General features: G+C 35.0%; 23 protein-coding genes, 1 pseudogene and 1 riboswitch. Of the genes and pseudogenes, 17 read left to right on the top strand and 7 right to left on the bottom strand.

The genetic code is table 11. From position 1 onward, the window contains the following. Positions 1 to 90 precede the first annotated feature (90 nt). Positions 91 to 1,404, top strand: coding sequence for an ArnT family glycosyltransferase (locus tag B5P42_RS04095; protein ID WP_113733708.1), 1,314 nt, complete (start codon positions 91 to 93; stop codon positions 1,402 to 1,404). Between the two features lie 91 nt (positions 1,405 to 1,495). Here B5P42_RS04095 and B5P42_RS33365 read toward each other — a convergent pair whose 3' ends face one another. The 3 genes and pseudogenes from B5P42_RS33365 to B5P42_RS04105 all read right to left on the bottom strand — a co-directional run bounded on the left by B5P42_RS33365 (position 1,496) and on the right by B5P42_RS04105 (position 3,552). Then, positions 1,496 to 2,197 carry a methyl-accepting chemotaxis protein gene (locus B5P42_RS33365; protein ID WP_002184479.1) on the bottom strand — a complete coding sequence of 234 codons (702 nt, stop codon included), beginning with the start codon at positions 2,195 to 2,197 and terminating at the stop codon, positions 1,496 to 1,498. A 99-nt stretch (positions 2,198 to 2,296) separates the two neighbouring features. Next, positions 2,297 to 2,683: pseudogene (locus B5P42_RS33370) on the bottom strand (protoglobin family protein); the annotation flags it as partial. Positions 2,684 to 2,919: 236 nt separating this feature from the next. Continuing rightward, positions 2,920 to 3,552, bottom strand: coding sequence for a trimeric intracellular cation channel family protein (locus tag B5P42_RS04105; protein ID WP_002016412.1), 633 nt, complete (start codon positions 3,550 to 3,552; stop codon positions 2,920 to 2,922). Positions 3,553 to 4,047: 495 nt separating this feature from the next. Here B5P42_RS04105 and B5P42_RS04110 point away from each other — a divergent pair, with 495 nt between their 5' ends. The 8 genes from B5P42_RS04110 to B5P42_RS04150 all read left to right on the top strand — a co-directional run bounded on the left by B5P42_RS04110 (position 4,048) and on the right by B5P42_RS04150 (position 13,341). Then, positions 4,048 to 5,499: an O-antigen ligase family protein gene (locus B5P42_RS04110; RefSeq protein WP_044438376.1), complete on the top strand. Its 1,452-nt coding sequence runs from the start codon at positions 4,048 to 4,050 to the stop codon at positions 5,497 to 5,499. 95 nt (positions 5,500 to 5,594) lie between these two features. Then, positions 5,595 to 6,704, top strand: coding sequence for a glycosyltransferase family 4 protein (locus tag B5P42_RS04115; RefSeq protein ID WP_113733709.1), 1,110 nt, complete (start codon positions 5,595 to 5,597; stop codon positions 6,702 to 6,704). A gap of 21 nt (positions 6,705 to 6,725) precedes the next feature. Further along, positions 6,726 to 7,466: a WecB/TagA/CpsF family glycosyltransferase gene (locus B5P42_RS04120; RefSeq protein ID WP_002016406.1), complete on the top strand. Its 741-nt coding sequence runs from the start codon at positions 6,726 to 6,728 to the stop codon at positions 7,464 to 7,466. 153 nt (positions 7,467 to 7,619) lie between these two features. Next, positions 7,620 to 8,819, top strand: a complete 1,200-nt coding sequence (locus B5P42_RS04130; RefSeq protein WP_002016404.1) for an MFS transporter — start codon at positions 7,620 to 7,622, stop codon at positions 8,817 to 8,819. Positions 8,820 to 9,027: 208 nt separating this feature from the next. After that, positions 9,028 to 9,744, top strand: coding sequence for a LytR/AlgR family response regulator transcription factor (locus B5P42_RS04135; protein WP_002089871.1), 717 nt, complete (start codon positions 9,028 to 9,030; stop codon positions 9,742 to 9,744). A 122-nt stretch (positions 9,745 to 9,866) separates the two neighbouring features. Further along, positions 9,867 to 11,942 (top strand): carbon starvation protein CstA, encoded by a 2,076-nt coding sequence (gene cstA, locus B5P42_RS04140; protein WP_002089870.1) that lies wholly within the window; start codon positions 9,867 to 9,869, stop codon positions 11,940 to 11,942. Then, entirely contained in the window at positions 11,935 to 12,138 is a 204-nt protein-coding gene (locus B5P42_RS04145) for a YbdD/YjiX family protein (RefSeq protein WP_002184484.1), read from the top strand. The genes cstA and B5P42_RS04145 overlap by 8 nt, the downstream gene beginning before the upstream one ends. Positions 12,139 to 12,285: 147 nt before the next feature. Further along, positions 12,286 to 13,341: a diguanylate cyclase gene (locus B5P42_RS04150; RefSeq protein WP_113733710.1), complete on the top strand. Its 1,056-nt coding sequence runs from the start codon at positions 12,286 to 12,288 to the stop codon at positions 13,339 to 13,341. A gap of 111 nt (positions 13,342 to 13,452) precedes the next feature. On the opposite strand, the gene pdxK is transcribed toward B5P42_RS04150, so the two are convergent. Further along, positions 13,453 to 14,277: a pyridoxine/pyridoxal/pyridoxamine kinase gene (gene pdxK / locus B5P42_RS04155; protein WP_002016397.1), complete on the bottom strand. Its 825-nt coding sequence runs from the start codon at positions 14,275 to 14,277 to the stop codon at positions 13,453 to 13,455. A gap of 134 nt (positions 14,278 to 14,411) precedes the next feature. Between pdxK and B5P42_RS04160 the strand changes: the two genes are divergently transcribed. The 3 genes from B5P42_RS04160 to B5P42_RS04170 all read left to right on the top strand — a co-directional run bounded on the left by B5P42_RS04160 (position 14,412) and on the right by B5P42_RS04170 (position 17,468). Further along, complete coding sequence (locus tag B5P42_RS04160) at positions 14,412 to 15,983, top strand: GAF domain-containing sensor histidine kinase (protein ID WP_113733711.1); 1,572 nt, start codon at positions 14,412 to 14,414, stop codon at positions 15,981 to 15,983. A 20-nt stretch (positions 15,984 to 16,003) separates the two neighbouring features. Continuing rightward, positions 16,004 to 16,651 carry a response regulator gene (locus tag B5P42_RS04165; RefSeq protein ID WP_002016393.1) on the top strand — a complete coding sequence of 216 codons (648 nt, stop codon included), beginning with the start codon at positions 16,004 to 16,006 and terminating at the stop codon, positions 16,649 to 16,651. Between the two features lie 190 nt (positions 16,652 to 16,841). Continuing rightward, on the top strand, positions 16,842 to 17,468 hold the full coding sequence (locus tag B5P42_RS04170; protein WP_002184487.1) for an FMN-dependent NADH-azoreductase: 627 nt from the start codon (positions 16,842 to 16,844) through the stop codon (positions 17,466 to 17,468). Positions 17,469 to 17,526: 58 nt separating this feature from the next. On the opposite strand, the gene B5P42_RS04175 is transcribed toward B5P42_RS04170, so the two are convergent. After that, the gene (locus B5P42_RS04175) at positions 17,527 to 18,198 is read right to left on the bottom strand and encodes a transcriptional regulator YeiL (RefSeq protein ID WP_044438382.1); all 672 of its coding nucleotides are present in this window, start codon (positions 18,196 to 18,198) and stop codon (positions 17,527 to 17,529) included. Positions 18,199 to 18,305: 107 nt separating this feature from the next. Between B5P42_RS04175 and B5P42_RS04180 the strand changes: the two genes are divergently transcribed. Then, complete coding sequence (locus B5P42_RS04180) at positions 18,306 to 19,001, top strand: YjjG family noncanonical pyrimidine nucleotidase (protein ID WP_044438384.1); 696 nt, start codon at positions 18,306 to 18,308, stop codon at positions 18,999 to 19,001. Positions 19,002 to 19,187: 186 nt separating this feature from the next. On the opposite strand, the gene B5P42_RS04185 is transcribed toward B5P42_RS04180, so the two are convergent. After that, entirely contained in the window at positions 19,188 to 20,417 is a 1,230-nt protein-coding gene (locus B5P42_RS04185; RefSeq protein WP_113733712.1) for a chloride channel protein, read from the bottom strand. A 319-nt stretch (positions 20,418 to 20,736) separates the two neighbouring features. Next, positions 20,737 to 20,841: riboswitch (SAM riboswitch) on the top strand. A 234-nt stretch (positions 20,842 to 21,075) separates the two neighbouring features. Between B5P42_RS04185 and B5P42_RS04190 the strand changes: the two genes are divergently transcribed. The 3 genes from B5P42_RS04190 to B5P42_RS04200 all read left to right on the top strand — a co-directional run bounded on the left by B5P42_RS04190 (position 21,076) and on the right by B5P42_RS04200 (position 24,697). After that, positions 21,076 to 22,374 (top strand): bifunctional O-acetylhomoserine aminocarboxypropyltransferase/cysteine synthase, encoded by a 1,299-nt coding sequence (locus B5P42_RS04190; protein ID WP_113733713.1) that lies wholly within the window; start codon positions 21,076 to 21,078, stop codon positions 22,372 to 22,374. Next, positions 22,358 to 23,263 (top strand): homoserine O-acetyltransferase MetA, encoded by a 906-nt coding sequence (metA, locus tag B5P42_RS04195; protein ID WP_002143920.1) that lies wholly within the window; start codon positions 22,358 to 22,360, stop codon positions 23,261 to 23,263. The genes B5P42_RS04190 and metA overlap by 17 nt, the downstream gene beginning before the upstream one ends. Before the next feature lie 138 nt (positions 23,264 to 23,401). Next, entirely contained in the window at positions 23,402 to 24,697 is a 1,296-nt protein-coding gene (locus tag B5P42_RS04200; protein ID WP_002130122.1) for a homoserine dehydrogenase, read from the top strand. Positions 24,698 to 24,726: 29 nt separating this feature from the next. Here the strand turns inward: B5P42_RS04200 and B5P42_RS04205 are convergent, their stop codons facing one another. After that, complete coding sequence (locus B5P42_RS04205; protein ID WP_113733714.1) at positions 24,727 to 25,353, bottom strand: YczE/YyaS/YitT family protein; 627 nt, start codon at positions 25,351 to 25,353, stop codon at positions 24,727 to 24,729. A gap of 98 nt (positions 25,354 to 25,451) precedes the next feature. Here B5P42_RS04205 and B5P42_RS04210 point away from each other — a divergent pair, with 98 nt between their 5' ends. Next, a complete protein-coding gene (locus B5P42_RS04210; RefSeq protein ID WP_113733715.1) occupies positions 25,452 to 26,429 on the top strand; it encodes a LacI family DNA-binding transcriptional regulator in 978 nt (325 codons plus the stop codon). Positions 26,430 to 26,438: the final 9 nt, after the last annotated feature.

The raw sequence follows: 26,438 nt of genomic DNA on the forward strand, positions 1-26,438 counted from the left end.
TGTATTTGTCATAGAAATTCCCTATTAACCTTGTGCTTATTCATGATAGAATCGTTTTGTTATGAATGGAAATAGAGGTGCAATGGACATATGAATCATATAAGAACAAATTTTTCGTCTTTCTTCAGTAAAATAATGATTGGTGCGATGCTCGCATTTTTTGCCTATAGTTGTTGGTCGGCTTTTGAAACAAGTAAGCAATTTTTTGGAGGAAGTACAACAAGTATAACAATTGTATTAGTGATTTTTGTTATTCTTATTTTGTTAGTAGCATCAATTTTGCAATATCGTTTTACAGATAAACAATTTCTTGTTTTTCTTATAAGCATATCTACAGTTGTAAGACTTATCACAGTTCTATTTGTAGATGTTCCAATGATAGGTGATATGAAAGCTATGTATGAGTCTGCAAAGCAGATTGCAATTGGCAATAATATAGAAAATATAGCACAGTTACCTTTTATTATTTATGAATCGATCATCATTCGTATATTTGGTGATACGGTATTCGCTTTACAATTATTTAATATTTTATTTTGTACAGGAACTGCATTTTTCATTTATCGCATTGCGTCAATGGTCTTTGGAGAAGAGTGTGGTCGTATTGCATCAATGTTTTACGCTTTATATATTCCAAATATATTTATGAGTTCTGTATTAACGGCGGAATCACTCGCAATATTTTTATTTTATTGTGCTTGTTACATATTTTTATATAAGGGATTAGACCATCCTTATATGTGGGTAATTTCAGCCATTTTATTTGCGCTTAGCAATATGATTTTCCCAATGGGGTTATTTTTACCTATTTTTATAGTTGTATATGTGCTGTTAATTGAATTATTTCAATCAGCAACGAAACAAAAATTACTATTAAAAATGATGGGAATACTTATTCTGTTTTATAGTACTCATTTTGGTGTGAGCTATGGTATCAAGATGATGGGAATGTCACAGTATACGATTTCTAATCAGACTTATGTTCAATCTGTTTTAATTGGAAAAAGTCAAAATGAAGAAAAAACATCCAAAAATAAAAGTGTAAAAGAGCACATTGATCAAGAGTTAAAAGAAATGGAAGTAGAAAGATTTAAACTGTTAAAACCAGTTATTAACCAGCTTTCAGACGAGGGAATAAATTCTATTATTTTTAAATGTGAAAAGCTTATATATATAGTGGTGACATTATTTATGGCCATAGCTTTATTACATTTTCTAATTAAGAAACAGCAAAATGAAAGATATATGTTGTTTGTATTATTAATTACCGGATACGTGTCGTTAAGGCTTTTCCGAGTAGATATGGCATATTATAATATTATTATGCCAGCTTTGTTTATTTTACAAAGCTTTGGTGTTTATATGAGTTATTTTTATTGCCAAAAAATATTTTTCAGAAAATAAAAGAATCCATTTTGGATTCTTTTTTTGTAGATGGATGATAAGGATGAATGCAAAGCGGAGATGAAGAATCTCCACTTTATATCGATTCGTCTTATCGGTTTAGTTCTAGTTGTAAATTATCCGCTGTTAAGGCCATTGTTGAGGAATCGTCTTGAATACTCTTCATTACTTGTGAGATAGTCTCTAATTCATTTTCAATTTTTTTATTTTGTTCTTTAGAGTTAGACATATCTTTTACGATTTCTTGGAAATATTGATCTGTCGCATGCATACTATCTGTCCCTTCAGATACGAGAGAGCTTATTTGTTCCACGGAAGAAGAGACATGTATAATTTGTTCATTAGTTTTTTCAACGAGTTTTGTAACGTTGGAAATTGATTCTTTCGTTTGCTCTGATAACTTTCGGATTTCTCCCGCTACGACTGAAAAACCTTTACCAAATTCGCCAGCACGTGCAGATTCAATAGCAGCATTTAATGCTAGTAAATTTGTTTGCTCGGCGATTGATTTTACAATATCAATGATTTCGTTAATTTTGTTAGAAATATCAAGAAGTTCATGAGTATCAGTAATGATAGTTTCCATATTCGTTTGGATGCTTTCCATTCGTTTGTTTTGCAGATTTAATTGTTCTTTTCCTTTATTGGCCTTTTCTTCTGATGTCGTAGCTAATGATGTACCTGTTTTTGCAATTCCTACGATACTTTCTGATTTAGATGTTAACTGTTGAATAGAAGAGCTTGTTTTTTCAGATACTGCCGCTAGTTCTGTTGCAATATGTGTAATCGTCATAGCTGTCAGTTCTTTTTCTTTTTCATGTTCTTTTTGGATTCTTTCATATTCGGATTCATAAGCTGCAATAACAAGTTCTTGTTCTAATGTGAATAATTTATTTATTACGTTTATAGAATAAGAAAAACCGTCTATCGTTGAAATTTTCGTTTGCAAAATCTTTATGACGGAGCGGAATAATTCTTGATAAGCAGCGGTATACCATTTTCTATGTAAACCAATTTGTACGTGCCTTTTTGCAATTCTAACACGTTGTTCAATAAAATCTTCATTCATATTCCCGCTGAACAATTCTTTAATATGTGTCTTTAAAGTTTGTTTTAATTTAGGAATAGAGCTGTAGCGTTCAATAACAGCAATTAAATTAGGTTGTTTTGTGATGTTGGTGTAGAATTTTTCTGTTATCCAATCTATTTCCTCATAAATAAATGGCTGTAATACTTTAACAATTTGTAAATCTTCCTTTGAAATATGTAGCATATCCATTTGAGTTTTTAGTTCAGAATTAGCAGGCACGTTAAATATGATTTGTTGGCCTTTGCTTAATTCAATTATACTGGTGTTTGTTTTATTTTTTTAAAAAACCCCAAGCATCATTCTCCCCCCCTGTTTATAAAGCGTTTTCATTTTTTTATTCTAATGTAATTATATATTTTTATATACAATTACTCTATAGTATATGGAATTGTATATAAATTAAGAGAATTCTACATAGAATTCTCTTAATGGCCTTTATTAATTTTTGCATGTGTTTTAAAGAAAACTGGGAAATGTACATTATATATTACGGTGACTACACGAATAACGAATGTTATTAATAAACAGACATAGAAAGCTAATATGTGTGCCCCCATTGCATGTGTAATTAAGAAACTAACTGCTCCTAGAATAGAAGCAATTGCATATATCTCTTTTCGGAATACATACGGGATATCTTGAGCGCAAATGTCACGTAAAATACCGCCCCCAATACCTGTAATAACTCCCATTGAAACGACTAAAAACGAGGCGTCAACGTGATGTGACATTGCTGCATTTGCACCAATAGCTGTAAATACCCCTAAACCAACAGCATCAGAAAGCATAATAACAACTTGAAGTTTATTAATGCGCTCAAAAAACATACATGTGAATAATGCTGATAGTACACTTACGAAAAAGTAAATGGGTTTTACAAATGCGACAGGAGGCAGGTTACCAATCATAATATCACGAATAATACCGCCGCCGAGCGCAGTAGCTACAGCTAAACAAAGGACACCAAATAAATCTAGATCTTTTTTTAAACCAACTAATGTACCAGAAATGGCAGCGGCGATAATGCCAAGAAACGTAAATATATCGATTAATAACATGGCTTTAATTCCTTCCTCTTAAAGATGTTCCAGAGAAAAAATATACACTAAAGTTTTGGAAATAACAATTACTTTTCGCTACATGTAGAAAAATGGATGAAATAGCTAAAGAAAGCGTTTGAAAATGCTTGATAAGTAGCAATAAAGTAAAGCGAAAAAGTGTGGAAAGATTAATAGTATAGTTTTTTGATGTAGCTTAGTTGGAGGGATGGTACAATAAGATAAGTCCGTTTTGTACATTTGTATAAAATGATAAAAAAATATTTTTGTACGGTCGAAAATAAGTGCATATGTGTTAGATAGTTTTTATAGGGACAGGGAAGGATAGCTAAAGGACAATGTTTTCGGTTACTAATAATGCTGGATTTGACTAGTTTCGGCATGAAAAATAGTTCTCAATTTAAATATGAGTTATGTTATAATTGCTGGGTGTGTTTAAACAGTAGAAAACTATGATTAAAAGATAATGTAAAGATTTTGTATGGAGGTCTTGGAATGTTAGCAAATCAAGCTAGGGTTAGATTTGAGCATTTTTTGCTCTTTTTTATTATTTTACAGCCTGTTTTAGATTTATTAACGTCTCTTAGCATCGTTTTATTAAAGTCAAATGCCACTGTTGGAATTTTGGTAAGATTTCTTATTATGGCTGTTGGTGGTATTTACATTTTAATTCAGGCAAAAGAGAAGGAAAATAGGAAGTTTTTAATTTACTTAATATTATTAGCAGTAGTTTTAGGGATAGGGTTTATTAATAATAAACTAGTTAAGAATCCTATTGTACTTAGTGAAGAAGTTAAGTTTGTTGCGAAGGCATTATATATATATATCATGCTAGGATCATACATTTTAGCTTTAAAATCATTGAAAAAGAAAGTAAATATTAGTGACAAAGTCAGAAATAGTATTGTGTATTCAACATTAATCATTAACGCTATTATGGTTATTTCTATTTCGACATCTACAGACTTTGGTAGTTATCAATGGATGAAGGTTGGTTCCCGAGGATGGTTCTATGCAGGTAATGAACTAGGGTCAATCTTAGCTATTATTTTCCCTATTGTGGTACTATATTCTATTCAAAAAACAAAGAGCGTGAAACACGTTTTATATTGGATTCCATCGCTTTTAATGATTTACTCGTTAATTCAAGTTGGTACGAAAGTAGGGATGGGCTCAATTGGTGCTACGTTAGCAGCAGCAATCGGGATTATCGTACTACAATTATTATTTGATAGAAGAAATCCAAACAAAAGGTCTCTTGTACTTAATGGATTAATTGCTATTATCCTATTAGCTGGTGTTGTTGGAACGTTTAAAATGACGCCATTAGCACAAAATATGGGTATTCATAACAACTATTTATCAGAACAAAATGTAGCGCAGCAAGATCAAAAAGAAAAAGAAATTAAAGAGAAAATTAAAAAAGAAGAAAAACAACATAAAGTTGAGAAACCAGAAGAAAAGGCGAAGGTAGAAGCGGAAGTTAAGAAAGAGCTTGAGAAAGAGCAAAAGAAAGAAAATCAAGAAAATCTTATTTTCAGTGGACGTCAAGTATATGAAGAGAGACATAAGCAGTTCTTTAAAGAAGCGCCAATGTCACAAAAATTATTTGGAATGGGTTACGCAGGTAACTTTAAGTATAATGAACAAAAAGAGCCAGATCCGAAGTTAATTGAAATGGACTTCCATGATTGGTTTTATGATTTCGGAATTATTGGTTTTGCGTTAATGATGATTCCATTTATTTATTACGGCTTAAGAATCTTAATAGCATTTGTTACAAGATTTAAGGAAATATTCAATGTGAAATATGGAATGATTTCAGCAAGCTTAGTATTAGCACTAGGTATTGCGTATATTGCAGGACATATTTTGACAGCACCAGGAGTCGGGATTTACTTTGTAGTGGTGTTAGCTTGTCTAATTGTAGATTTAGAAATTGAATGATAAAAATAAAAGCTAACTTTTGTTAGCTTTTATTTTTTAGTACAGTAAAATAAAGATAGATGGAAATGTAGCGAGGATTTAAAGGAGGAAAAAATATGAGGATATTGCATATGAATGCAGGGGCAGAAGATGGTGGAGGAAAAACACATATTATTTCACTGCTCGATCAGTTTCCGGATGGTGAAGTAGAATTAGCAGTATTTGAAGATGGAATTGTTGCGAAAGAAGCAAGAGAGCTAGGAATAAAAGTTCATGTGTTTTCACAAAAATCTCGCTATGATTTATCCATTTTAAAGAACATAAGTGAATTCATTAATAAAGAAAAATTTGATGTAGTTCATACACACGGTCCTAGGGCGAATTTCTTTGTTTCTCTAATGAAGAAGAAATTCGCGGCAAAATGGGTTACGACAATTCATAGTGATCCATTTCAAGACTTTACTAAACAAGGCTTAAAAGGCTGGATTTTTACTAAATTAAATTTGAAAGCTTTAAAAAATATAGATTTATTTTTTGTTGTAACGAATAGGTTGAAAAAAAGCTTAGCCGCATTAGGTATTTCAAATGAAAAGATGCATGTTATCTATAACGGGATTGAATATGATCAGGAAAAAGCAGATGGCTATAATAAAAAGGAAATGTTTAATATTGATGAAGATGTGTTTACGGCAATCCAAGTAGCGCGTTTGCATCCTGTTAAAGGACATGAAGTTTTATTCGATGCGTTACAACAAACAAAATTGGAGAAAATTAAAGTGTTATTAGTTGGTGACGGGCCGTTAGAAAGAGAACTAAAGGCGTTAGCTACTGAAAAAGGGATTAATGATAAAGTTGAATTTTTAGGGCATCGTCAAGATGTGAAACAATTATTTGCTTCATCACATGTCAATTTGTTAACTTCCCATAGCGAAGGATTTCCATTAGTTTTATTAGAAGCGGCAAATCAACGTGTACCATCAATTGTGACTAGAGCTGGAGAAATCGAACCGTTAATTGCAGATGAAACTTATGGGTGGATTGTACCAACTGGTGATGGAAAAGCATTGGCATCGGCATTAGAAGAGGCGTATGATAAGTGGAAAACTGGAGAGTTATCAGTAATGGGCAAGCATATTTATGAGCATGCTACTATGAACTTCTCACTTCAAAAATTATATGAAGATACGAAAGAAACATATAAGCAATTAATAGCGAAAAACTTTTAATGATAGAGAGGATAGTTAAATATGGCAGTACAAACGGTTGATATTCTAGGTGTTCCTTTCTCTACAATGACAATGGATGAAACGGTCCAATATTTAAAGGAACAACTAGAATTGGAGCAAACTCATACTTTTCAGGTAGTAACAGCAAATCCTGAAATTGTTATGTGTGCAAAAAAGGATGAAGAGTTCCATAAAACATTACTAAATACCGATTTAATTACACCTGATGGTATTGGGGTTGTAAAAGCAAGTGGTATGCTTGGTACACCTGTAAAAGAACGTGTAGCAGGTTTTGATTTAATGTGTAATTTATTTGCGAAGTTATCAGAAGAGAATAAACCAGTATCTGTTTTCTTATTAGGTGCAAAACCACATGTTGTACAAGCCGCGGCTGATCATTTAACGAAGACATATTCGGCTGCATCTATCGTGGGGATACAAGATGGATATTTTAAACAAGAAGAAGAAGAGAATATTGTTTCACGTATTCAAGAGGCAAAACCAGATCTATTACTTGTTGCACTTGGCTTTCCAAGACAAGAAAACTTTATCCAAAACAATAAGCATCGTTTAGAAACGAAAATGGCTGTTGGGGTAGGCGGTAGTTTAGATGTGTGGGCTGGAGAGGTAAAGCGTGCGCCAAAATGGATTCAATCTATTCATTTAGAGTGGTTTTACAGATTATGTAGTAATCCAACACGTTGGCGTCGTCAGTTAGTATTAGCTGAATTTTTAAAAGAAGTAATGCGTTCAAAAAAGTAGCGGAACATCGCTACTTTTTTTATTTGTTTATTTTTGATAAACATTTTACTTTTTGGGAATGATGAAGGAGAATTTTTATAAGAAAGTATTTTACTTATGCAATACACACATGTAAAATGATGTGTAAAGACACCTGTGTAAGGAGGACTTCTTGTGAGCAAGGTAAAAGAAATTTCGAAGCGAAAGCTACTTGGTATAGCAGGGCTTGGCTGGCTATTTGATGCAATGGATGTTGGAATGCTTTCATTTGTAATCGTAGCACTCCAAAAAGATTGGGGATTAAGTACTCAAGAAATGGGTTGGATAGGTAGCGTTAATTCAATTGGTATGGCAGTAGGAGCGCTCCTTTTTGGGATACTATCAGATAAAATAGGACGGAAATCAGTCTTTATTATTACATTATTACTATTTTCTATCGGTAGTGGTTTAACTGCTTTAACGACGACATTCGCGATGTTCCTCGTTTTACGCTTTTTAATTGGTATGGGACTTGGCGGGGAACTTCCAGTTGCATCTACTCTTGTATCAGAAAGTGTTGAAGCGCACGAACGTGGAAAAATAGTTGTACTATTAGAAAGCTTTTGGGCTGGTGGTTGGTTAATCGCAGCTCTTATCTCATATTTTGTTATTCCTAAATACGGTTGGGAAGTTGCTATGGTATTAAGTGCAGTTCCAGCGTTATATGCTTTATATTTAAGATGGAATTTACCCGATTCTCCAAGGTTCCAAAAGGTTGCAAAAAGGCCATCTGTTATTGAAAATATAAAATCGGTTTGGTCTGGAGAATATCGTAAAGCAACAATTATGTTATGGATTCTATGGTTTTGTGTGGTCTTTTCCTATTATGGAATGTTCCTTTGGTTACCTAGTGTAATGGTACTGAAAGGCTTTAGTTTAATAAAAAGTTTTCAGTACGTACTCATTATGACTTTAGCTCAACTTCCAGGATATTTCACAGCTGCATGGTTTATTGAACGTCTTGGTCGTAAATTTGTATTGGTTACGTATTTAATTGGTACAGCATGTAGTGCTTATGTGTTCGGAATTGCGGATTCATTAACAGCATTAATAGTGGCGGGTATGTTACTATCCTTCTTTAATTTAGGTGCTTGGGGTGCATTATACGCTTATACACCGGAACAGTATCCAACAACTATTCGCGGTACAGGTGCAGGAATGGCAGCTGCATTTGGGCGTATTGGTGGTATTCTTGGACCACTATTAGTAGGGTATTTAGTTGCTTCACAAGCTTCACTATCGCTAATATTTACGATTTTCTGTGGATCAATTCTAATTGGGGCACTTGCTGTAGTTATACTTGGTCAAGAAACGAAACAGAGGGAATTAGTATAAAGAGAAACCTTAATCAGTGGTGTTTTGTCCATCAACCACTGATTATTAGCCCACACCAATCGGGATAAAAGAAAAGGGGAACCAAAGTGGTTTCCTTTTTTCTGTTTTTTTAGATAAATAATGGTATAGTAAGAAAAAGGGAATGTTTCTTACTAAAGCGAATGTATACAACAAGACATATGGACAAAGGAATTAGGTGGCTGGATAAATGAAAATCTTACTTATCATGGAAGAAACAGAAGAGCGAAGAAAATTAGTTGAGAACTTTACTGAAAACATTCGAAATGTGGAATGTTTTGAAGCGAAAACTGGAACAGAATCTTTGCTAATAATGAAAAAACATACACCTGATTTTGTTTTTTTAAATTCGCAATTAATGGATGGTACTGGTTTTGAATATTCGAGTTTGTTACGAGAAGTGAATTGTTATACGAAATTTATTTTTATTGGTGAGGATATAGAAGAGGCAATTACAGCTTTTCGTTTCCAAGCGTTTTATTATTTATTACGACCATTTCGTGAAGAAGATTTACAATTCATTTTATATAAAATGGGAAAAGAACAAGGTGAGAAAGCAAAGAGTCATCTGCGTAAACTGCCGATAGAAGGCCATGAGGGGATTAGATATATTCTCCCGGAGGATATTGTATATATTAGTAAAAATAAGGAAAATAAAACCGTTTCAATTTATACAACGAATAATCAGTATATTTCAACATACACACTCCAGGAATTAGAAAATAAACTAAATGCATATGATTTTTTACGTGTACATAAAAGCTATTTAATTAATATGTCATATGTACAAGAACTTAAACCTTATTATAATGGCACGTATAATTTGCATTTAGACAGGTACGATGAGCAACCGATTCCAGTAAGCCGTAATTATGTAAAACGGCTTCGAAATAAAATTGAGCTATGACAAGTAATGAGAGAATTTTAACATAATAGCCTAGAAATCCTTCATGATAAGGAGGATTCAAATTAAATATTCAGAAAATTTAGTACAATCTCCTCTAAGAAGTAGTAATGGGGGGATTGTACGTGAAAACATTGAAATCAATTTTACTTTGGGGAGTTATTGCAGCAGTAGGAGCATCTGCTTTTGGTGTAATAGCTTTATCACAAGGTGAGACAATTAATGCTGTATGGCTATTAGTGGCTGCTGTATCAGTGTATGCGATTGCTTATCGCTTTTATAGTAGATTTATAGCAAGGAAAGTTTTTGGCCTAGATAATAATAGGCAAACGCCTGCTCATACGTTAAATGATGGGAAGGATTATGTTCCAACAAATAAATGGGTTTTATTCGGACATCACTTCGCTGCGATTGCAGGGGCAGGTCCTTTAGTAGGACCAATTTTGGCGGCGCAGATGGGGTATTTACCTGGGACTATTTGGATTATTGTTGGGGTAGTTATTGCCGGAGCTGTACAAGATTTTGTAATTTTATTTGCTTCAATGAGACGTAATGGTAAATCATTAGGAGAAATGATTAAAGATGAAATTGGTCCTGTTACAGGATTAATTGCGATGATTGGTATTTTAGGTATTATGATAATTTTATTAGCAGTATTAGCTTTAGTAGTTGTGAAGGCACTTGTTGGAAGCCCATGGGGAATGTTTACAATCGCAGCAACAATTCCAATTGCTATTTTAATGGGAGTTTACATGCGTTACATTAGACCAGGGCGAGTAGGGGAAGGATCAGTAATCGGTATTGTTCTACTAGTCCTATCGCTTATTGGTGGACAGTATGTAGCAGAAAATCCAACACTTGCAAGTATGTTTACTTTTAGTGGTGAAACAATTGCTATTATGCTTATCGTATATGGATTCATTGCATCGGCATTACCAGTTTGGATGCTCCTTGCACCACGTGATTATTTAAGTACATTTTTAAAAATAGGAACGATACTTGGATTAGCAATTGGTATTTTAATTGTAGCTCCAGATTTGAAGATGCCGGCAGTATCTAAGTTTATTGATGGAACAGGTCCTGTTTTCTCCGGGAATTTATTTCCGTTCTTATTTATTACAATAGCTTGCGGTGCTGTCTCTGGATTCCACGCTCTCGTTTCATCAGGTACGACGCCGAAAATGATTGAGCAAGAAGGTCATGCACAGCCAATTGGTTATGGGGCAATGTTAATGGAATCATTTGTAGCAGCGATGGCTATGATTGCAGCTTGTGTATTAACACCAGGAACTTATTTTGCAATTAATAGTCCAGCAGCACTGATCGGAACAGATGTATCACAAGCAGCTCAAGTTATTTCTTCGTGGGGATTTGCTATTACACCGAATGAATTAAAAGAACTTGCTGTTAACGTCGGAGAACAGACCATTTTATCACGTACAGGTGGCGCACCAACATTAGCAATTGGTATGGCACATATATTTTCACAAGTAATAGGTGGAACGGCGATGATGGCATTTTGGTACCATTTTGCCATTCTTTTTGAAGCACTATTTATTTTAACAACGATTGATGCTGGAACACGTGTAGGACGATTTATGATTCAAGATATTTTAGGGCATGTGTACAAGCCGTTTGCGAAAACAGATTCCACAATAGCGAATGTGGTTGCTACAACGTTATGCGTACTAGGCTGGGGGTACTTCTTATATCAAGGGGTGGTTGACCCTCTCGGTGGAATTAATACGCTATGGCCACTTTTCGGTATTGCAAATCAAATGTTAGCGGGGATTGCATTATTACTTGGAACGACAATTTTATTCAAAATGGGGAAAAAGGCATACGTTTGGGTAACGCTTATTCCGACTATAGGATTACTTATTGTAACGATGACAGCTGGTTATCAAAAGTTGTTTCATGAAAATCCTAAAATAGGATTTCTATCACATGCGAAAGTATTTCAGGGAGCATTAGATGATGGTAAGGTATTAGCTCCAGCTAAAAATGTTGCGCAAATGAAACAAATTATTTTTAATGACTATATTGATGCGGCACTTTGTGGAATTTTTATGATAGTTGTAATTGCTGTATTAATTTCTGCACTTCGAATTTGGATTCAAGTATTAAGAAATAAGCCAATGCCGTTAAAAGAGGCACCATATATTCCAAAAGATGAAAGTGAGTCGAGGAACTATGCTTAAAAATTTACGGAACGTATGGGGAAAGAGAAAGCAATTTATTAGTTTACTTGTCGGAGTTCCAAGTTATGAAACGTATGTAAATCACATGAAATTACATCATCCAGAAGAGAAAATTCTATGTCAAAAGCAATTTTTTGCTGAGGCACAAGAAGCTAGATTTAATGCAAAAGGCGGAAAGATATCGCGATGTTGTTAATGGAGGAGACGAAATTTCGTCTCCTTTTTTGTTTTACTGTTCCACGTGGAACAGTAAAACAAAAAAGATTGGGAATTATAGGGATTACGTAATACAATAGCATATAGAAAGGGATAGATGGAAAAGAAAAAGTAGGGAGATTATTTTATGTTCAGAGATCTATTTGTAAATATGACAATTATTCTGTCCTTTATCTTTGTGGGTGCTCAGCTTTTAAGAGATAAGCCATTAAAAGAAGGATTCTCTTTTTGGCAGAAATGTTTGGTCGGTATTTCAACTGGAATATTGAGTATATTGTTGATGCATTTTGGTGTGCATATTGAAGATATTATGTTGGATTTACGTTATTTAGCTGTTGTTTTGGCAATTATAATTGGTGGCCCAATAGCTAGTATTATAACTGTTATGATTATTTTAATAACGCGGGTATTTTTTACTGAGTATTCTTTAGCCTCTGAATTGGCTTGCTATACTATCGTGGCAATAGGGATTGGCATTACTCTCATTTGGCGGATGAAGATTTCTATATTTACAAAATGGATATGGTTTAATGTGTACAGTTTGTCTATTTTAATACTACCACTTTATATTTTATTTAAGGATATATATGTAGTGGTATTATATTTAATTTGTTGTATTGTAGCGGCATACATCACATTTGTAAGTGCAAGTTACATATTGCAATCCAATGAATTATTTCAAACGATGAAGCATTATGCAACGATAGATGCATTAACGAATCTAGGAAATGTAAGACAGTTTGATTTTGAGATGAATCGTCATATTGATAGTAAGCATATGAAAAATGATTCACTTTGTTTATTACTTATCGATATTGATCACTTTAAGTATGTAAATGATACGTACGGTCATCCTGCTGGAGATGAAGTGTTAAAACAACTAGGGCGTATTTTGTTAGAGAATGCACCATTCCCAAATTTAGTCTTTCGAAAGGGTGGCGAAGAGTTTGCTCTGTTGTTACCAAAAAAGAGAGTAGCATTTGGAACTCGTATAGGGGAACAAATTCGGCTAGCAGTTGAAAAGCATTCATTTCAACTGCAAAATGGGGAAAAAATTAAAATTACAGTTTCTGTTGGGCTTTCAGAATATAAAAAATCGCCTGAGCAATTTATTCAATCAGCGGATGATGCGTTATATTATTCAAAAAGAAATGGTAGAAACAAGGTTAGTTCAGCATCATAGGAATTCGGGGAGTACTTTAAAAGATTTCTGTAAAGTAATTAAAACCCACAGAACAATAAATGTTCTGTGGGTTTTAATCTATTTTTAAATTTATTAATAAAAAGCGTTATGTTAGACAAGTTCTTTCGGTGCAACGAATTTGCGGTATGCACCGTGATGTGTTGGTCCTACATATTCGTTAATCTTAAATGAATGACGAATTGCAGCTGTGATGAATTCTTTCGCAGTTTTTACTGCTTCTTTCACCGTTTTTCCTTTTGCAAGTTCTGCTGTAATTGCAGCAGAATATGTACAACCTGCACCGTGTGTATTTGTCGTATCAATCTTTTCTGATTCTAGAAGATCGAATGTTTCGCCGTCATATAACACATCAATAGCAGTTTCTGTGCCTAGTTTGCTACCACCTTTAATCAGTACGTATTTAGCGCCTAAAGCATGGATTTTTTTTGCAGCTTCTTTCATGTCCTCAAGAGAATTAATTTTCACACCACTTAATTGATATGCTTCAAATAAGTTTGGCGTTACGACTAATGCCTTTGGAACAAGAACGTCACGTAAGCAGTCATTTGTTTCAGGATGTAACGCTTCATCCGCTCCTTTACATACCATAACAGGATCAACTACTACATTTTCGAAATTGTGCTTTTCAATTGTTTCCGCAACCATTTCGATAATTTCTACTGATCCAAGCATACCCGTTTTTAAAGCATCTACGCCAACGCCTTCAATTGTCGTTTCTAATTGTGGTTTTAATGTAGAAGCTGGGATTGGGAATACGTTATGTGCCCAACCGTTATGTGGATCCATCGTTACGATTGTCGTAAGAGATGTCATTCCGTATACACCAAGTTCTTGGAATGTTTTTAAATCTGCTTGTATACCAGCACCGCCACTTGTGTCAGAACCAGCGATAGTAAGTGCCTTATTCAATGTCATTATGAAAGCCCCCTCAAGTGATATAATGAAAACTATGTTTTCACCATTATATCAATGTTACGAATAAGTACAAAGTGAAAAGTAGATGATTTATGTTAAGTACTATTTAAAATCTTGTGTGTAGGAGACGAATTATGTTTCAAGAGAATCGTACAAATGAATTAGTTATATTAAAAGAGATTGCAGAAACGTTGAATACCTCAAATGATACATATCACGTACTTCAAGCTGTGCTGGAAAAGCTGTTGAATGTAACTGGTTTAACGACAGGATGGATTTTCCTTGCGGATGAAAATGGTAGATATACAAAATTAATTGATTACCAATTACCAGAGGGATTGAAATTCGAAAATAAACGACCGATGTGTGAGGGGAATTGCTGGTGCTTACACCGCTTTGTGGAAGGAAAACTAGAGCGAGCAGTTAATATTATTGAATGTAAGAGAATTAATAATGCGATTGAATACAACTGGGGAGATACAGAAGGGATTGTACATCATGCGACAGTACCGCTAAAAGCGGGAGAAGATGAATTTGGCGTGTTAAATGTAGCTAGCCCAGGTAAAACGCATTTTTCGGAAGAAGAATTAGTACTATTACAATCAGTTGCCTTTCAAATTGGAACGGCATTAAAGCGTACAAAACTGTATGAAAATGAAAAGAGAAGAGCTCATTATTATGTAAAGTTAGAACGCTTTATTCAAGCTTTAAGGACAATTCATAAATTTAATGCATTACCAGAAGAGATTGTAATGCAAATAGGGAGCTTATTTCTATGGGAGCAAGTTGTATTCTTTATTAGAGAAGAAAATGAACTAGCTGTGAGAGCTTCTTATAAGAAAGGTGAACTACAAGATGATTTGAGGGCAGTAGCACAGGAAGCGTTGGAAAAAGAAGAGTCTGTCTTGTCGAAGCGTCAGGTTGGTAATATAGAGCATCCCAATAGGACAGTTATCGCTATTCCGATACATATTCAAGATCATATATTTGGAGTATTAAGTGTAAGTTCTAATAATGGAGAATTTGATATAAATACGATAGATGTAGTACAAGCGTTAGCAAATCATATTTCATTAATGATAGAGAACTTAAGATTAAATGAAAAACGCCGCGAACTTGTACGAATGGAAGAGCGTAATCGTTTAGCTAGAGATTTACATGATTCTGTTTCACAAAAGTTGTTTTCATTAACGTTTATGACGAAAGGCGCTGAAGCTGTCTTAAAGGGTCAAAATGAAAAGGTAGATCAGTCTTTGTATGAGATGCGTGAATTAGCACAAGGTGCCTTAAAAGAAATGAGGACATTAATTTGGCAGCTCCGTCCGGCTGGATTAGAGAAAGGGTTATTACCAGCTTTAAAGCAATATGGTGAAAGTTTAGGATTGAAAATTCGGGAACAAGTTACAGGTGTACGTGATTTGCCGCGTGTAGTAGAAGAAGCGCTATGGCGAATTGGACAAGAAGCTTTAAATAACGTAAGTAAGCATGCGGATGTAAGAGAAGCGACGATTTATTTCAAAGTGACGGAGAAAAATGTATCATTAGAAATAGTCGATCAAGGAAATGGGTTTGTAGAAAAGGATATAAAAGAGAAGAAATCACTCGGTATGACTACGATGCGTGAAAGAGTAGAATTAGTTGGTGGAACAATTAAAATTGTAAGTAGTAAGAAACGAACGAGTATAAAAGTAAATGTACCATTATGATGTGAAAATGAGGGAAGTTTGTGAAAATAAAAGTATTGTTAGTTGATGATCATACAGTTGTTTTAAAAGGATTAGCATTTTTTCTAAGCACACAGGAAGATTTTGAATTAGTTGGTGAAGCAAATAATGGGAAAGAGGCGCTAGTGAAAGTAGGCGAAACGAGTCCAGATGTCGTATTAATGGATTTATATATGCCTGAGATGGATGGAATTGAGGCAACAGCTTGTATCAAAAAAGAATATCCAAACGTGAAAGTAATTGTATTGACTAGTTTTTCTGATCAAGCTCATGTATTGCCGGCACTAAAAGCTGGGGCGAGCGGTTATATTTTAAAAGATATCGAACCAGATCAGCTTGTTGAAGCTATTCGAAGCGCGTATAAAGGTAATATTCAATTACATCCAGATATAGCAAATGCCCTTCTTTCTCAAACATTACCACAGGAAGAGAAAGAAGAAGAACCTTCCGTTCAAGTGGATGTATTAACAGCGAGAGAAAATGAAGTATTGCAGTTATTGGCGAAAGGGATGAGTAATAAAGAAATTGCTTCTGTTTTAGTTATTACAGAAAAAACGGTAAAAGCTCATATGAGTAGTATTTTGAGTAAGTTACATTTATCCGATCGCACACAAGCAGCATTATATGCAGTGAAAAATGGAATTGTATAAGACAAAAGTCGTAAGACCTAGTTCGCCTTTAGAAGGTGGACTTTTTTTATGGAAAAATACGTCTATGTGAGGACGTAATTGTCTTGATATAAAGATAAAATGTATTTGTAAGCAACAATAATTATAAGGGAGTACCCTTTTTCGTAAGTGATATATAACAACATAAGAGTGAGTAGTAGGAGGAAAAACAATGGCAACAGTTTTATTTGTAAAAGCAAACAACCGCCCAGCGGAACAAGCAGTTAGTGTGAAATTATACGAGGCATTTTTAGCAAACTATAAAGAAGCGCATCCAAATGATACAGTGGTAGAACTTGATTTATATAAAGAAGAATTACCATATGTAGGCGTAGATATGATTAATGGTACATTCAAAGCAGGTAGAGGATTTGATTTAACAGAAGAAGAAGCAAAAGTGGTAGCAGTTGCTGATAAGTATTTAAATCAATTTCTAGAAGCTGATAAAGTAGTTTTCGGTTTCCCATTATGGAACTTAACGATTCCAGCCGTATTACACACGTATATTGATTATTTAAACCGTGCTGGTAAAACGTTTAAATATACACCAGAAGGTCCAGTTGGGCTTATTGGAGATAAGAAGATTGCGTTATTAAATGCACGTGGCGGCGTATATTCTGAAGGACCAGCAGCTGAAATGGAAATGGCTGTAAAATATGTAGCAAGCATGATGGGCTTCTTCGGCGCAACAAACATGGAAACGGTAATTATCGAGGGACATAACCAATTCCCAGATAAAGCAGAAGAAATCATTACTGCAGGTCTTGAAGAAGCAGCTAAAGTAGCAAGCAAATTTTAATTAAAATTATAATCGCCACTCAAAAAAACAGCATTAACTTTTATGTTAATGCTGTTTTTTATATTTTTAGCTCGTCAGCAAGTTTTTCTAATTGATTTCGATCTTGTATATAATATGTTCGGCCTTCTTTTTTTAAATAGTTTTGCTGGCAAAACTGGTTTAATACATATAAAAGATGGCGGTAACTGACGTTTAAGTATTCTGAGGCCTCAGTATGTTTTTCGGTATAGCAATTATTTTGTTCCGTTAATAGAATGAACGCAGCTAATCGGTTTTCAAATGGATAACTATAGTTTTTGGCGTAATTTTCTGTTCGGGTAATTGTTTTTTCTCCAATAAATTTGCATAGTTTCTGTAGAAAGGTAGCATCTTGCAATAAAAGATGCTGACAATCTTTAAGAGGAAGCGCTAAGCAAATACAATCTTCAATCACCTCAACCGCTTTCGTAACAGATTCTACGCCAATTAATCCTAATTCCCCAATGAATGAAGGTGCTTGAATAAAATTAATTAAAGAGACTTTCCCATTTTTATGGCTCATATATATTTTTGCTTTCCCGGAAATTAAGTAATAGAGATAAGGGAGGTCGACTCCCTCCTTACATATCATCTCTTTCTTTTGAAAAGAATGTAGTTCTACATATGGTAAGACATGAAAGGAAAAAAGAGTATGGAATTGATGAATTTGCATGTGTTGATAAATTTCTTTCTCATTTTTACTGATTTTCATATTTTCACCCCTGTTTGTAGTATGAGATATCTCCTATTATTTTTACAAGGAAGAATGATACGATTTATGTAAATTTGTTTTTGTAGGAAAGAGAGTGTGAGGGGTTTATGAAAAAATATAAAACATTGCTATTTGATGTAGATGATACATTGTTAGATTTTCAGAAGGCGGAGAAAGTGGCGTTACGTATGCTCTTTGAAGAGAAAGGGATTCCTTTAACTAGCGAGGTTGAAGCGCAGTATAAAAAAATTAATAAAAGCCTTTGGGATGCTTTTGAAGAAGGTGAAATAAACCGTGATGAAGTCGTAAATACACGATTTTCGATTTTGTTTAAAGAGTACGGGGAAGAAGTAGATGGGATATTATTCGAAAATAATTATCGTAGCTACTTAGAAGAAGGAAACCAACTCATGCAAGGTGCATTTGAATTTATAAATCAAATTCAAAATGAGTATGATTTATATATAGTGACAAACGGTATTTCTAAGACGCAAGATAAACGTTTACGTAATGCAGGATTACATTCATTGTTTAAAGATATTTTTGTTTCTGAAGATACGGGATTCCAAAAGCCGATGGAAGAGTATTTTGATTATGTTTTTGAAAGGATTCCTAATTTCGCTTTTGAAGAAGGGCTCATTATTGGGGATTCGTTAAGTGCCGATATTAAAGGTGGATATGTAGCGGGAATTGATACTTGTTGGTTTAATTCAGAAAAGAAACCAAATAATAGCGAGATTGTGCCAACATATGAAGTGCATAGTTTTGAAGCGTTATACGCGCTATTAAAGCAGCATGTGTAATAAAGTGAAACTTTAATCAGTGTGGATTTTGGCCATCCCCCACTGATTATTAGCCTTCACCAATCGGGCAGTTATCTCCCACCCAACTCCCTCGCACTTGCCGGATTTTGAGGTGAGAGTCTTACTGCTCGCAAATAGCGGGATAAAAACAGGCAGTGGAACTTTTGTCCCTACTGCCTGTATGTATTAGTTTGTAGCTTCATTGTTTTTAGGAAGCGGAAATGCATTCCCAATCGCTGCTGCCCCGAGCATCGGTAATAATAAATTGAGCGGGAAAAACATGAGTAATAGTAATGTTATAGCTATTGGTTTTCTTAATGCATAGCTTGAAATAGCTGTCGTGACGATGGCTACAGAAGATATTGGATCTATGGGTAGAATAGAAGCTATAGCGTATCCGATACTTGATCCAGCAAATATAATTGGGAAAATATGTCCGCCGCGCCAACCCGTATTTAAACAAACGGCAGTAATACATAATTTTAAAATTCCTGAAAGAAGTAGTACCCAGAAGGATAAATGGCTCCATTCAACGACTAAATCTTTTAATTGATGTTCCCCTGAGAATAACGTGTAAGGAAGAAAAGTTCCTGTAATTCCTAATAAAATACCGCCTATAATTCCAAGTGATACCTTGTATTCTTTGAAGGGGTGGATTAATTTCTCTAATGTGAATTCTAATTTGAAATAAAAGAAACCAACTATAGCACCAATGCTAGCAAGTGGTAGAAAGGCGATCCATTCATTAAGAGCAAGAGACCCTTCCCCAAAATCAACAATAAAGGATCCACGATTATCGAGTTTACTAAGCAATAAGTAAACGGAAAAACCGGCAAAAGTGGTAGCTAAATATACAATTGCTTTTTTTCCTTTCGAAAATTCATTAATTTGTTCACCCTCATTTTCATTCGGAGCTAAGAAACCGAATAATGGTGCATTAAAAATTACACTTAAAGTAGCACCAATTCCAACCTCTGTTAGTTCATTCATTCCCTTTAAAGCAAAATTAAAGCGATCTCCTACCCATGTACAAAGTCCACCGATAATTCCAACAAGTGCTGCTTCTGGGCCTAAACTAGCTCCAAATATTAAAACGATAATCGCAGTTAAAGTAGCTTTATGTACAAAACTGTATTCGATTCTACCTGTTTTTTTATATTCAGCCATCACTTCGGGCATAAGACGTGGATATGTACCGAAGTATTTTTGTGTTAAACCAACGAGGATACCACCGATGATTGTTACACAAATGGTGTAATAAGGCGGAGAAGAGAAAATAGTAGGTAAGTATCCCCAAATAAAGTGAATTCCGATATTTATTGTAACTAAAAATAACCAGACTGTAGCTCCTACTATAGAGCCTAAAAGAATGCCATATAGGACGAGTATATAGTGCATGTCTTTTTTATTTGTCATGTTGTACCTCCGTTATGTAAATTTTCATGTAGAAAGGATTAAATATGCTAGTGTGAAATGAATTGAATATATATAGTATCTTTTTGAGGGTTTGGCTTATTCAATATATTGAAATCTCATGAAAATTTGAAACCAACGCGGTTAAACCACTTATTTAATTCTATATATTGATCGGAGTTTTTAAAAGGTCTTTTTCAAATGAATATGGAATATATTTCTTTTGTTGTTTATATTAAATTCCTCGCATTTAATTTAGAACATTCAGAAAAACCATTTGACATCAGGAAATTATTGCTATAAAATCAACGGTAATTGCATAGTCTTATCAAGAAAAGGTGGAGGGACAGGCCCGATGAAACCTTGGCAACAGCCGTATAACGGAATTGTGCCAAATCCTGCAGGTAATAATCCTGAGAGATAAGAAAGAGCCTTAGAGCGTGTTTTCAAACTGCTCCTTTCTTGTTTTCAGGGAAGGGGCAGTTTTTTATTTTGGATAAAGTGAAACTTTAATTAGTGGGGGTTTTGTCCCTCCCCCGCTAATTATTAGCCTTCATCAATCGGGCAGTTATCTCCCACCTAACTTCCTCGCATTTGCCGAATTTGGAAGTGGGAGTCTTACTGCCCGCAAATAGCGGGATAAAAGAAAGGAGAATGAGAGATGGGAGAATCATGGGGGAAAGGAACGATTTGTGTGCAAGGTGGCTATACGCCAAAAAATGGTGAGCCACGTGTTTTGCCACTTTATCAAAGTACAACGTATAAATACGATACGTCAGATGATTTAGCAGCACTATTTAATTTAGAGGCAGAAGGATATATATATACGCGTATTGGAAATCCTACTCTAGCTGCATTTGAGCAGAAGTTATCAGATTTAGAAGGCGGTGTAGGGGCTGTTGCAACAGCTTCTGGGCAGGCAGCCATTATGCTTGCGGTTTTAAATATTTGCAGTAGTGGAGACCATTTACTTTGTTCTTCAACTGTTTACGGAGGAACGTTTAATTTATTTGGAGTGAGTTTGCGAAAGCTGGGCATAGATGTTACGTTCTTTAATCCTAATTTAACGGCAGATGAAATTGCGGCACTTGCTAATGATAAGACAAAACTCGTTTATGCAGAGTCGTTAGGAAATCCAGCAATGAACGTTTTGAATTTCAAAGAACTTTCAGCAGCAGCAAAAGAATTAGAAGTACCTTTTATCGTTGATAATACATTAGCGACGCCTTATTTATGCCAGGCGTTTGAACATGGGGCAAATATCATTGTCCATTCTACAACGAAATATATTGATGGCCATGCAAGTTCTCTAGGCGGCATTGTAATAGATGGAGGGAACTTCGATTGGACAAATGGAAAATACCCTGAGCTTGTCGAACCTGATCCGAGTTATCACGGCGTAAGCTATGTTCAAAATTTTGGAGCAGCAGCGTATATTGTGAAAGCACGCGTTCAGTTATTAAGAGACTACGGAAACTGTATGAGCCCATTCAATGCATATATTAGCAACATTGGCCTGGAAACATTGCATTTACGAATGGAGCGTCATAGTGAAAATGCTCTCGAAGTTGCTAAGTGGCTTGCCAATCATGATCGCATTGAATGGGTGAATTATCCAGGATTAGATAGTAATGAAAATTACTCGTTAGCACAAAAGTATTTGAAAAAAGGTACTAGTGGAGTTTTAACATTTGGTATTAAGGGCGGATTAGAAGCAGCGAAAGAATTTATCGCAAATGTAAAGCTTGCAACTCTTGTAACGCATGTAGCTGATGCAAGAACTTGTGTAATACATCCTGCTAGTACGACGCACAGACAATTAAGCGCAGAAAATCAGCGTTTAGCTGGCGTTACATCTGATTTAATCCGTTTATCGGTCGGTATAGAAGATGTTTCTGATATTATTGCAGATTTAGAAGCGGCGCTAGTCGGAGGCAAACAACATGCCGATCATAATTGATAAAGATTTACCAGCTCGCAAAGTATTGCAGAAGGAAAATATTTTTGTAATGACGAAGGAGCGAGCAGTAACACAAGATATACGTGCTTTGAAAATTGCTATATTAAATTTAATGCCCACAAAGCAAGAAACAGAGGCGCAATTACTTCGTTTAATTGGAAATACGCCGTTGCAATTAGATGTGCATTTACTTCATATGGAATCGCATCTGTCTCGCAATGTAGCGCAGGACCATTTAACGAGCTTCTATAAAACATTTCGTGATATTGAGGATGAAAAATTTGATGGACTCATTATTACAGGAGCACCAGTTGAAACTCTTTCTTTTGAAGAGGTAGATTATTGGGAAGAGCTTGGACGTATTATGGAGTATTCAAAAACGAATGTAACATCTACGCTTCATATTTGCTGGGGGGCACAAGCAGGTTTGTATTATCACTATGGTGTGCCGAAGTATCCTCTTGCGGAAAAAATGTTTGGTGTATTTGAACATGAGGTTCGCGAGCAACATGTGAAATTGTTACAAGGGTTTGATGAAGTGTTTTTTGCTCCGCATTCTCGTCATACAGAAGTAAGAGAGAGTGATATTGAAAAGGTGAAAGAATTAACGTTATTAGCCAATTCTGAAGAAGCAGGTGTTCATCTTGCTATTGGGCAAGAGGGAAGGCAAGTTTTCGCACTCGGACATAGTGAATACAGTTGTGATACGTTAAAGCAAGAATACGAACGGGACTGCCAAAGAGGGTTAAATATTGATGTGCCAAAAAATTATTTTAAACATAATAATCCAGATGAGAAGCCACTTGTTAGGTGGAGGAGTCATGGGAATTTATTATTCTCTAATTGGCTGAATTATTATGTGTATCAAGAAACCCCTTATATATTGTAAATGATTGTATAACACGTGGTAGCGTTTTATTTGTAAAGATCAACCTTTATTTTTCTTAATATTCAAAATACATTGTTTTTCAGATTTTTTGTCTATATAATGGCATCTAAACACAATTTTTGAGGGGTGGACAGTATTATGAAAGACATTCAAGTGGGGTTATTAGGTCTTGGGACAGTTGGTAGTGGTGTAGTTCGTATTATTACAGATCATCAAGAACGACTTATACACCAAGTAGGTTGTCCAGTGAAAGTAACGAAAGTATTGGTGCAAAACATTGAGAAAGAGAGAGAAGTAGACGTGCCTTCTACTCTATTAACACAAGATGTGAATGAAATTTTAGATAATCCTAATATTGATGTTGTCATTGAAGTAATGGGCGGCATTGATGATGCAAAAGCATATATTTTACAAGCTTTAAAAAGCGGGAAGCACGTTGTGACTGCAAATAAAGATTTAATGGCGTTACACGGAGCGGAACTCTTAGCGGTAGCAAAAGATAATAAGGCTGATTTATTTTACGAAGCAAGTGTAGCTGGAGGGATTCCAATTTTACGAAGCATCGTAGAAGGACTTTCCTCAGATCTTATTACGAAAGTAATGGGAATTGTAAATGGAACGACAAATTTTATTTTGACGAAAATGTCAGACGAAGGGAGAGCATATAACGACGTGTTAAAAGAAGCTCAGCAGCTTGGATTTGCAGAAGCAGATCCAACATCAGACGTAGAAGGTTTAGATGCAGCAAGAAAAATGACGATTTTGGCTACCCTCGGTTTCTCTACAAATGTAGAGCTTGGAGATGTGAAGGTAAAAGGAATTACTTCTATTACAGCAGAAGATATTGAATATAGTAAGAGCTTAGGCTATACAATTAAATTAATTGGTCTTGCAAAGCGAGATGGCGAGAAATTAGAGGTTACAGTTGAGCCAACTTTACTTCCAAATGCACACCCTCTTGCGGCAGTGCAAAATGAATATAATGCTGTCTATGTGTATGGTGAAGCGGTAGGAGAAACGATGTTTTATGGACCGGGAGCAGGAAGTTTACCGACAGCGACAGCTGTTGTTTCTGACCTAGTTGCTGTAATGCAAAATATTAGGCTTGGTGTAAACGGAAATAGTGCGGTAGTCCCGCAATATCAAAAGGTACTAAAAGAGCCGGATGAAATTGTTGTGAAAAAGTTTTTAAGACTTCATGTGAAAGACGAAATTGGTGTGTTTGCAAAAATTACATCATTGTTCTCTGAGCGCGGTGTTAGTTTTGAAAAGATTATTCAAATGCCACTTGAAGAGAAAGGGAAAGCAGAAATCGTAATCGTAACGCATCGTGCTTCTCTTGCGGATTATGAGTACATTCTACATACATTGCAATCGTATGAAGAAATAGATTGTGTGAAAGCAAATTATCGAATTGAGGGAGATGCTAAGTAGTATCTTTTCTAATAAAACGAAAAACCCTATTAAGCGGCTTGCTTAATAGGGTTTTTTCTATTTAAAATCTTCGTACCAACTTGAATAAAAGCTTGAATAATCCAACCTGTTGTAAAGGATAAGATAATTGTTCCAAAATAGATTGGCCCATCTAATAAGAAGCTTAATGTTAAAAATAAAAAAGCTAATGAAATTTCTGTTCTTCTAAATGTCCATTTCTTTTTCTCAGCAACAGTTAAAACGAAAGCCTCTTGAGGTGCTGCGCAAAGGTTTGTAGAGACGTAAAGACCAATTCCAGCTCCGATGAATAGATTTCCGCAAATAAGTGTTATATATTTTGGAAGAGAGCGGATAGTATCCATAATAGTCGTAATAGAACCAACCCAATCAACAAAAAGAGAAATAAGAATCATTGTGACAATTGTGCCGATTGTAATTTGTTTTTTGTCCCAAAAGAGTACGATCAGGGTAAAAACAAAGTTAATCATGAAAATCCAAAAACCAATACTTATCCCAAAATTTTGATATAGTGCAATAAAGAAGGAATCATAAGGGCTAAGTCCAAAGGAAGTAATTGTCGTCATCATATTAATACCGATGGCGAGAATGAGTAAACCGCCAATGAAAAATATATATTCTAGTTTGAATCGAAGCATAGTTGTATATCCTTTCAAAATGTATTTGCTAAGAAAGGATATACTGTGGAAAGCTTACCAGGTCAAGCGAGAATTTTTGAGGGGAAGGGGAGAATGAGATGACTAATATAAGAAAGATTGCTGAACTTGCTGGGGTATCTGTTTCAACTGTTTCACGTGTACTCAATAATCATCCGTATGTGAATGAACAGAAACGAAAAGAGATTTTAGCGATTATTGAAGAATTAAATTACACGCAAAATGTGAATGCGATTCATTTAGTGAAAGGAAAAACGAATGTAATTGGCGTTTTATTGCCGCACGTAAATGATCAATATTACAGTGCCATTATTGGGGGGATATCAAAGGAAACCGCAAAGAACAATTATAATATGATGCTTTGCCAGACAAATTATAGCGAAGAAAAAGAGCTTGAAATTTTACATATGTTAAAAATGAAAAAGCTTGATGGAGTAATTATATGTTCACGGACAAATAGTAAGGAAAAACTTGAAGAGTATACGAAGTTTGGTCCAATTGTGATGTGTGAAGAAATAGATTCGAATTTCATTTCGAGTGTACATATTGATTACTACAAAGTATTTTTGCGCGGGATGAAAAGCTTAATAGATGCTGGTCATACACGTATCGGATATTGCATTGGAAGAAGTAATAGTATTAATAGCCAGAGGCGAAAAAAGGCGTATGAGGATTCACTTCAACAGATTGTTGTAACACCGTTAGATGCCTGGAAGTTTAAGGGCTGTTTTACGGTGGAAGATGGGCGCAATGTAGTCAGGGAATGGGCTCGTATGTCTGTAAAACCGACGGCGTTTCTTGTATCCTGTAACCATATTGCTGCGGGAATGGTAACAGAAGCGAAAAAACAAGGAATTCGAATGCCAGAAGATATTACGATTATCGGATGTGATGATCAAGAAGTGGCAGATATATTAGGCATAACAACGATTTCGCATCCTAGTAAAAATGTCGGGATAAAAGCGTTTGAATTATTATATGAAAAGATTAATGATGAGGAAATAGATGTGAAACATGTAGAGTTATTACCAGATTTGGTAGATAGGGAAACGACATAATAGAGAAGG

Origin of the sequence: Bacillus sp. SRB_331, from assembly GCF_003264175.1 — a bacterium.
In the GTDB taxonomy this organism is placed as follows: domain Bacteria; phylum Bacillota; class Bacilli; order Bacillales; family Bacillaceae_G; genus Bacillus_A; species Bacillus_A mycoides.

Excerpts from the sequence above, each read along its gene's own strand:
- B5P42_RS04095 (WP_113733708.1), top strand. The coding sequence starts at position 91 with ATGAATCATATAAGAACAAATTTTTCGTCTTTCTTCAGTAAAATAATG.
- B5P42_RS33365 (WP_002184479.1), bottom strand. The coding sequence starts at position 2,197 with ATGACGATTACACATATTGCAACAGAACTAGCGGCAGTATCTGAAAAA.
- B5P42_RS04105 (WP_002016412.1), bottom strand. The coding sequence starts at position 3,552 with ATGTTATTAATCGATATATTTACGTTTCTTGGCATTATCGCCGCTGCC.
- B5P42_RS04110 (WP_044438376.1), top strand. The coding sequence starts at position 4,048 with ATGTTAGCAAATCAAGCTAGGGTTAGATTTGAGCATTTTTTGCTCTTT.
- B5P42_RS04115 (WP_113733709.1), top strand. The coding sequence starts at position 5,595 with ATGAGGATATTGCATATGAATGCAGGGGCAGAAGATGGTGGAGGAAAA.
- B5P42_RS04120 (WP_002016406.1), top strand. The coding sequence starts at position 6,726 with ATGGCAGTACAAACGGTTGATATTCTAGGTGTTCCTTTCTCTACAATG.
- B5P42_RS04135 (WP_002089871.1), top strand. The coding sequence starts at position 9,028 with ATGAAAATCTTACTTATCATGGAAGAAACAGAAGAGCGAAGAAAATTA.
- B5P42_RS04145 (WP_002184484.1), top strand. The coding sequence starts at position 11,935 with ATGCTTAAAAATTTACGGAACGTATGGGGAAAGAGAAAGCAATTTATT.
- B5P42_RS04150 (WP_113733710.1), top strand. The coding sequence starts at position 12,286 with ATGTTCAGAGATCTATTTGTAAATATGACAATTATTCTGTCCTTTATC.
- pdxK (WP_002016397.1), bottom strand. The coding sequence starts at position 14,277 with ATGACATTGAATAAGGCACTTACTATCGCTGGTTCTGACACAAGTGGC.
- B5P42_RS04160 (WP_113733711.1), top strand. The coding sequence starts at position 14,412 with ATGTTTCAAGAGAATCGTACAAATGAATTAGTTATATTAAAAGAGATT.
- B5P42_RS04170 (WP_002184487.1), top strand. The coding sequence starts at position 16,842 with ATGGCAACAGTTTTATTTGTAAAAGCAAACAACCGCCCAGCGGAACAA.
- B5P42_RS04175 (WP_044438382.1), bottom strand. The coding sequence starts at position 18,198 with ATGAAAATCAGTAAAAATGAGAAAGAAATTTATCAACACATGCAAATT.
- B5P42_RS04180 (WP_044438384.1), top strand. The coding sequence starts at position 18,306 with ATGAAAAAATATAAAACATTGCTATTTGATGTAGATGATACATTGTTA.
- B5P42_RS04185 (WP_113733712.1), bottom strand. The coding sequence starts at position 20,417 with ATGACAAATAAAAAAGACATGCACTATATACTCGTCCTATATGGCATT.
- B5P42_RS04190 (WP_113733713.1), top strand. The coding sequence starts at position 21,076 with ATGGGAGAATCATGGGGGAAAGGAACGATTTGTGTGCAAGGTGGCTAT.
- metA (WP_002143920.1), top strand. The coding sequence starts at position 22,358 with ATGCCGATCATAATTGATAAAGATTTACCAGCTCGCAAAGTATTGCAG.
- B5P42_RS04200 (WP_002130122.1), top strand. The coding sequence starts at position 23,402 with ATGAAAGACATTCAAGTGGGGTTATTAGGTCTTGGGACAGTTGGTAGT.
- B5P42_RS04205 (WP_113733714.1), bottom strand. The coding sequence starts at position 25,353 with ATGCTTCGATTCAAACTAGAATATATATTTTTCATTGGCGGTTTACTC.
- B5P42_RS04210 (WP_113733715.1), top strand. The coding sequence starts at position 25,452 with ATGACTAATATAAGAAAGATTGCTGAACTTGCTGGGGTATCTGTTTCA.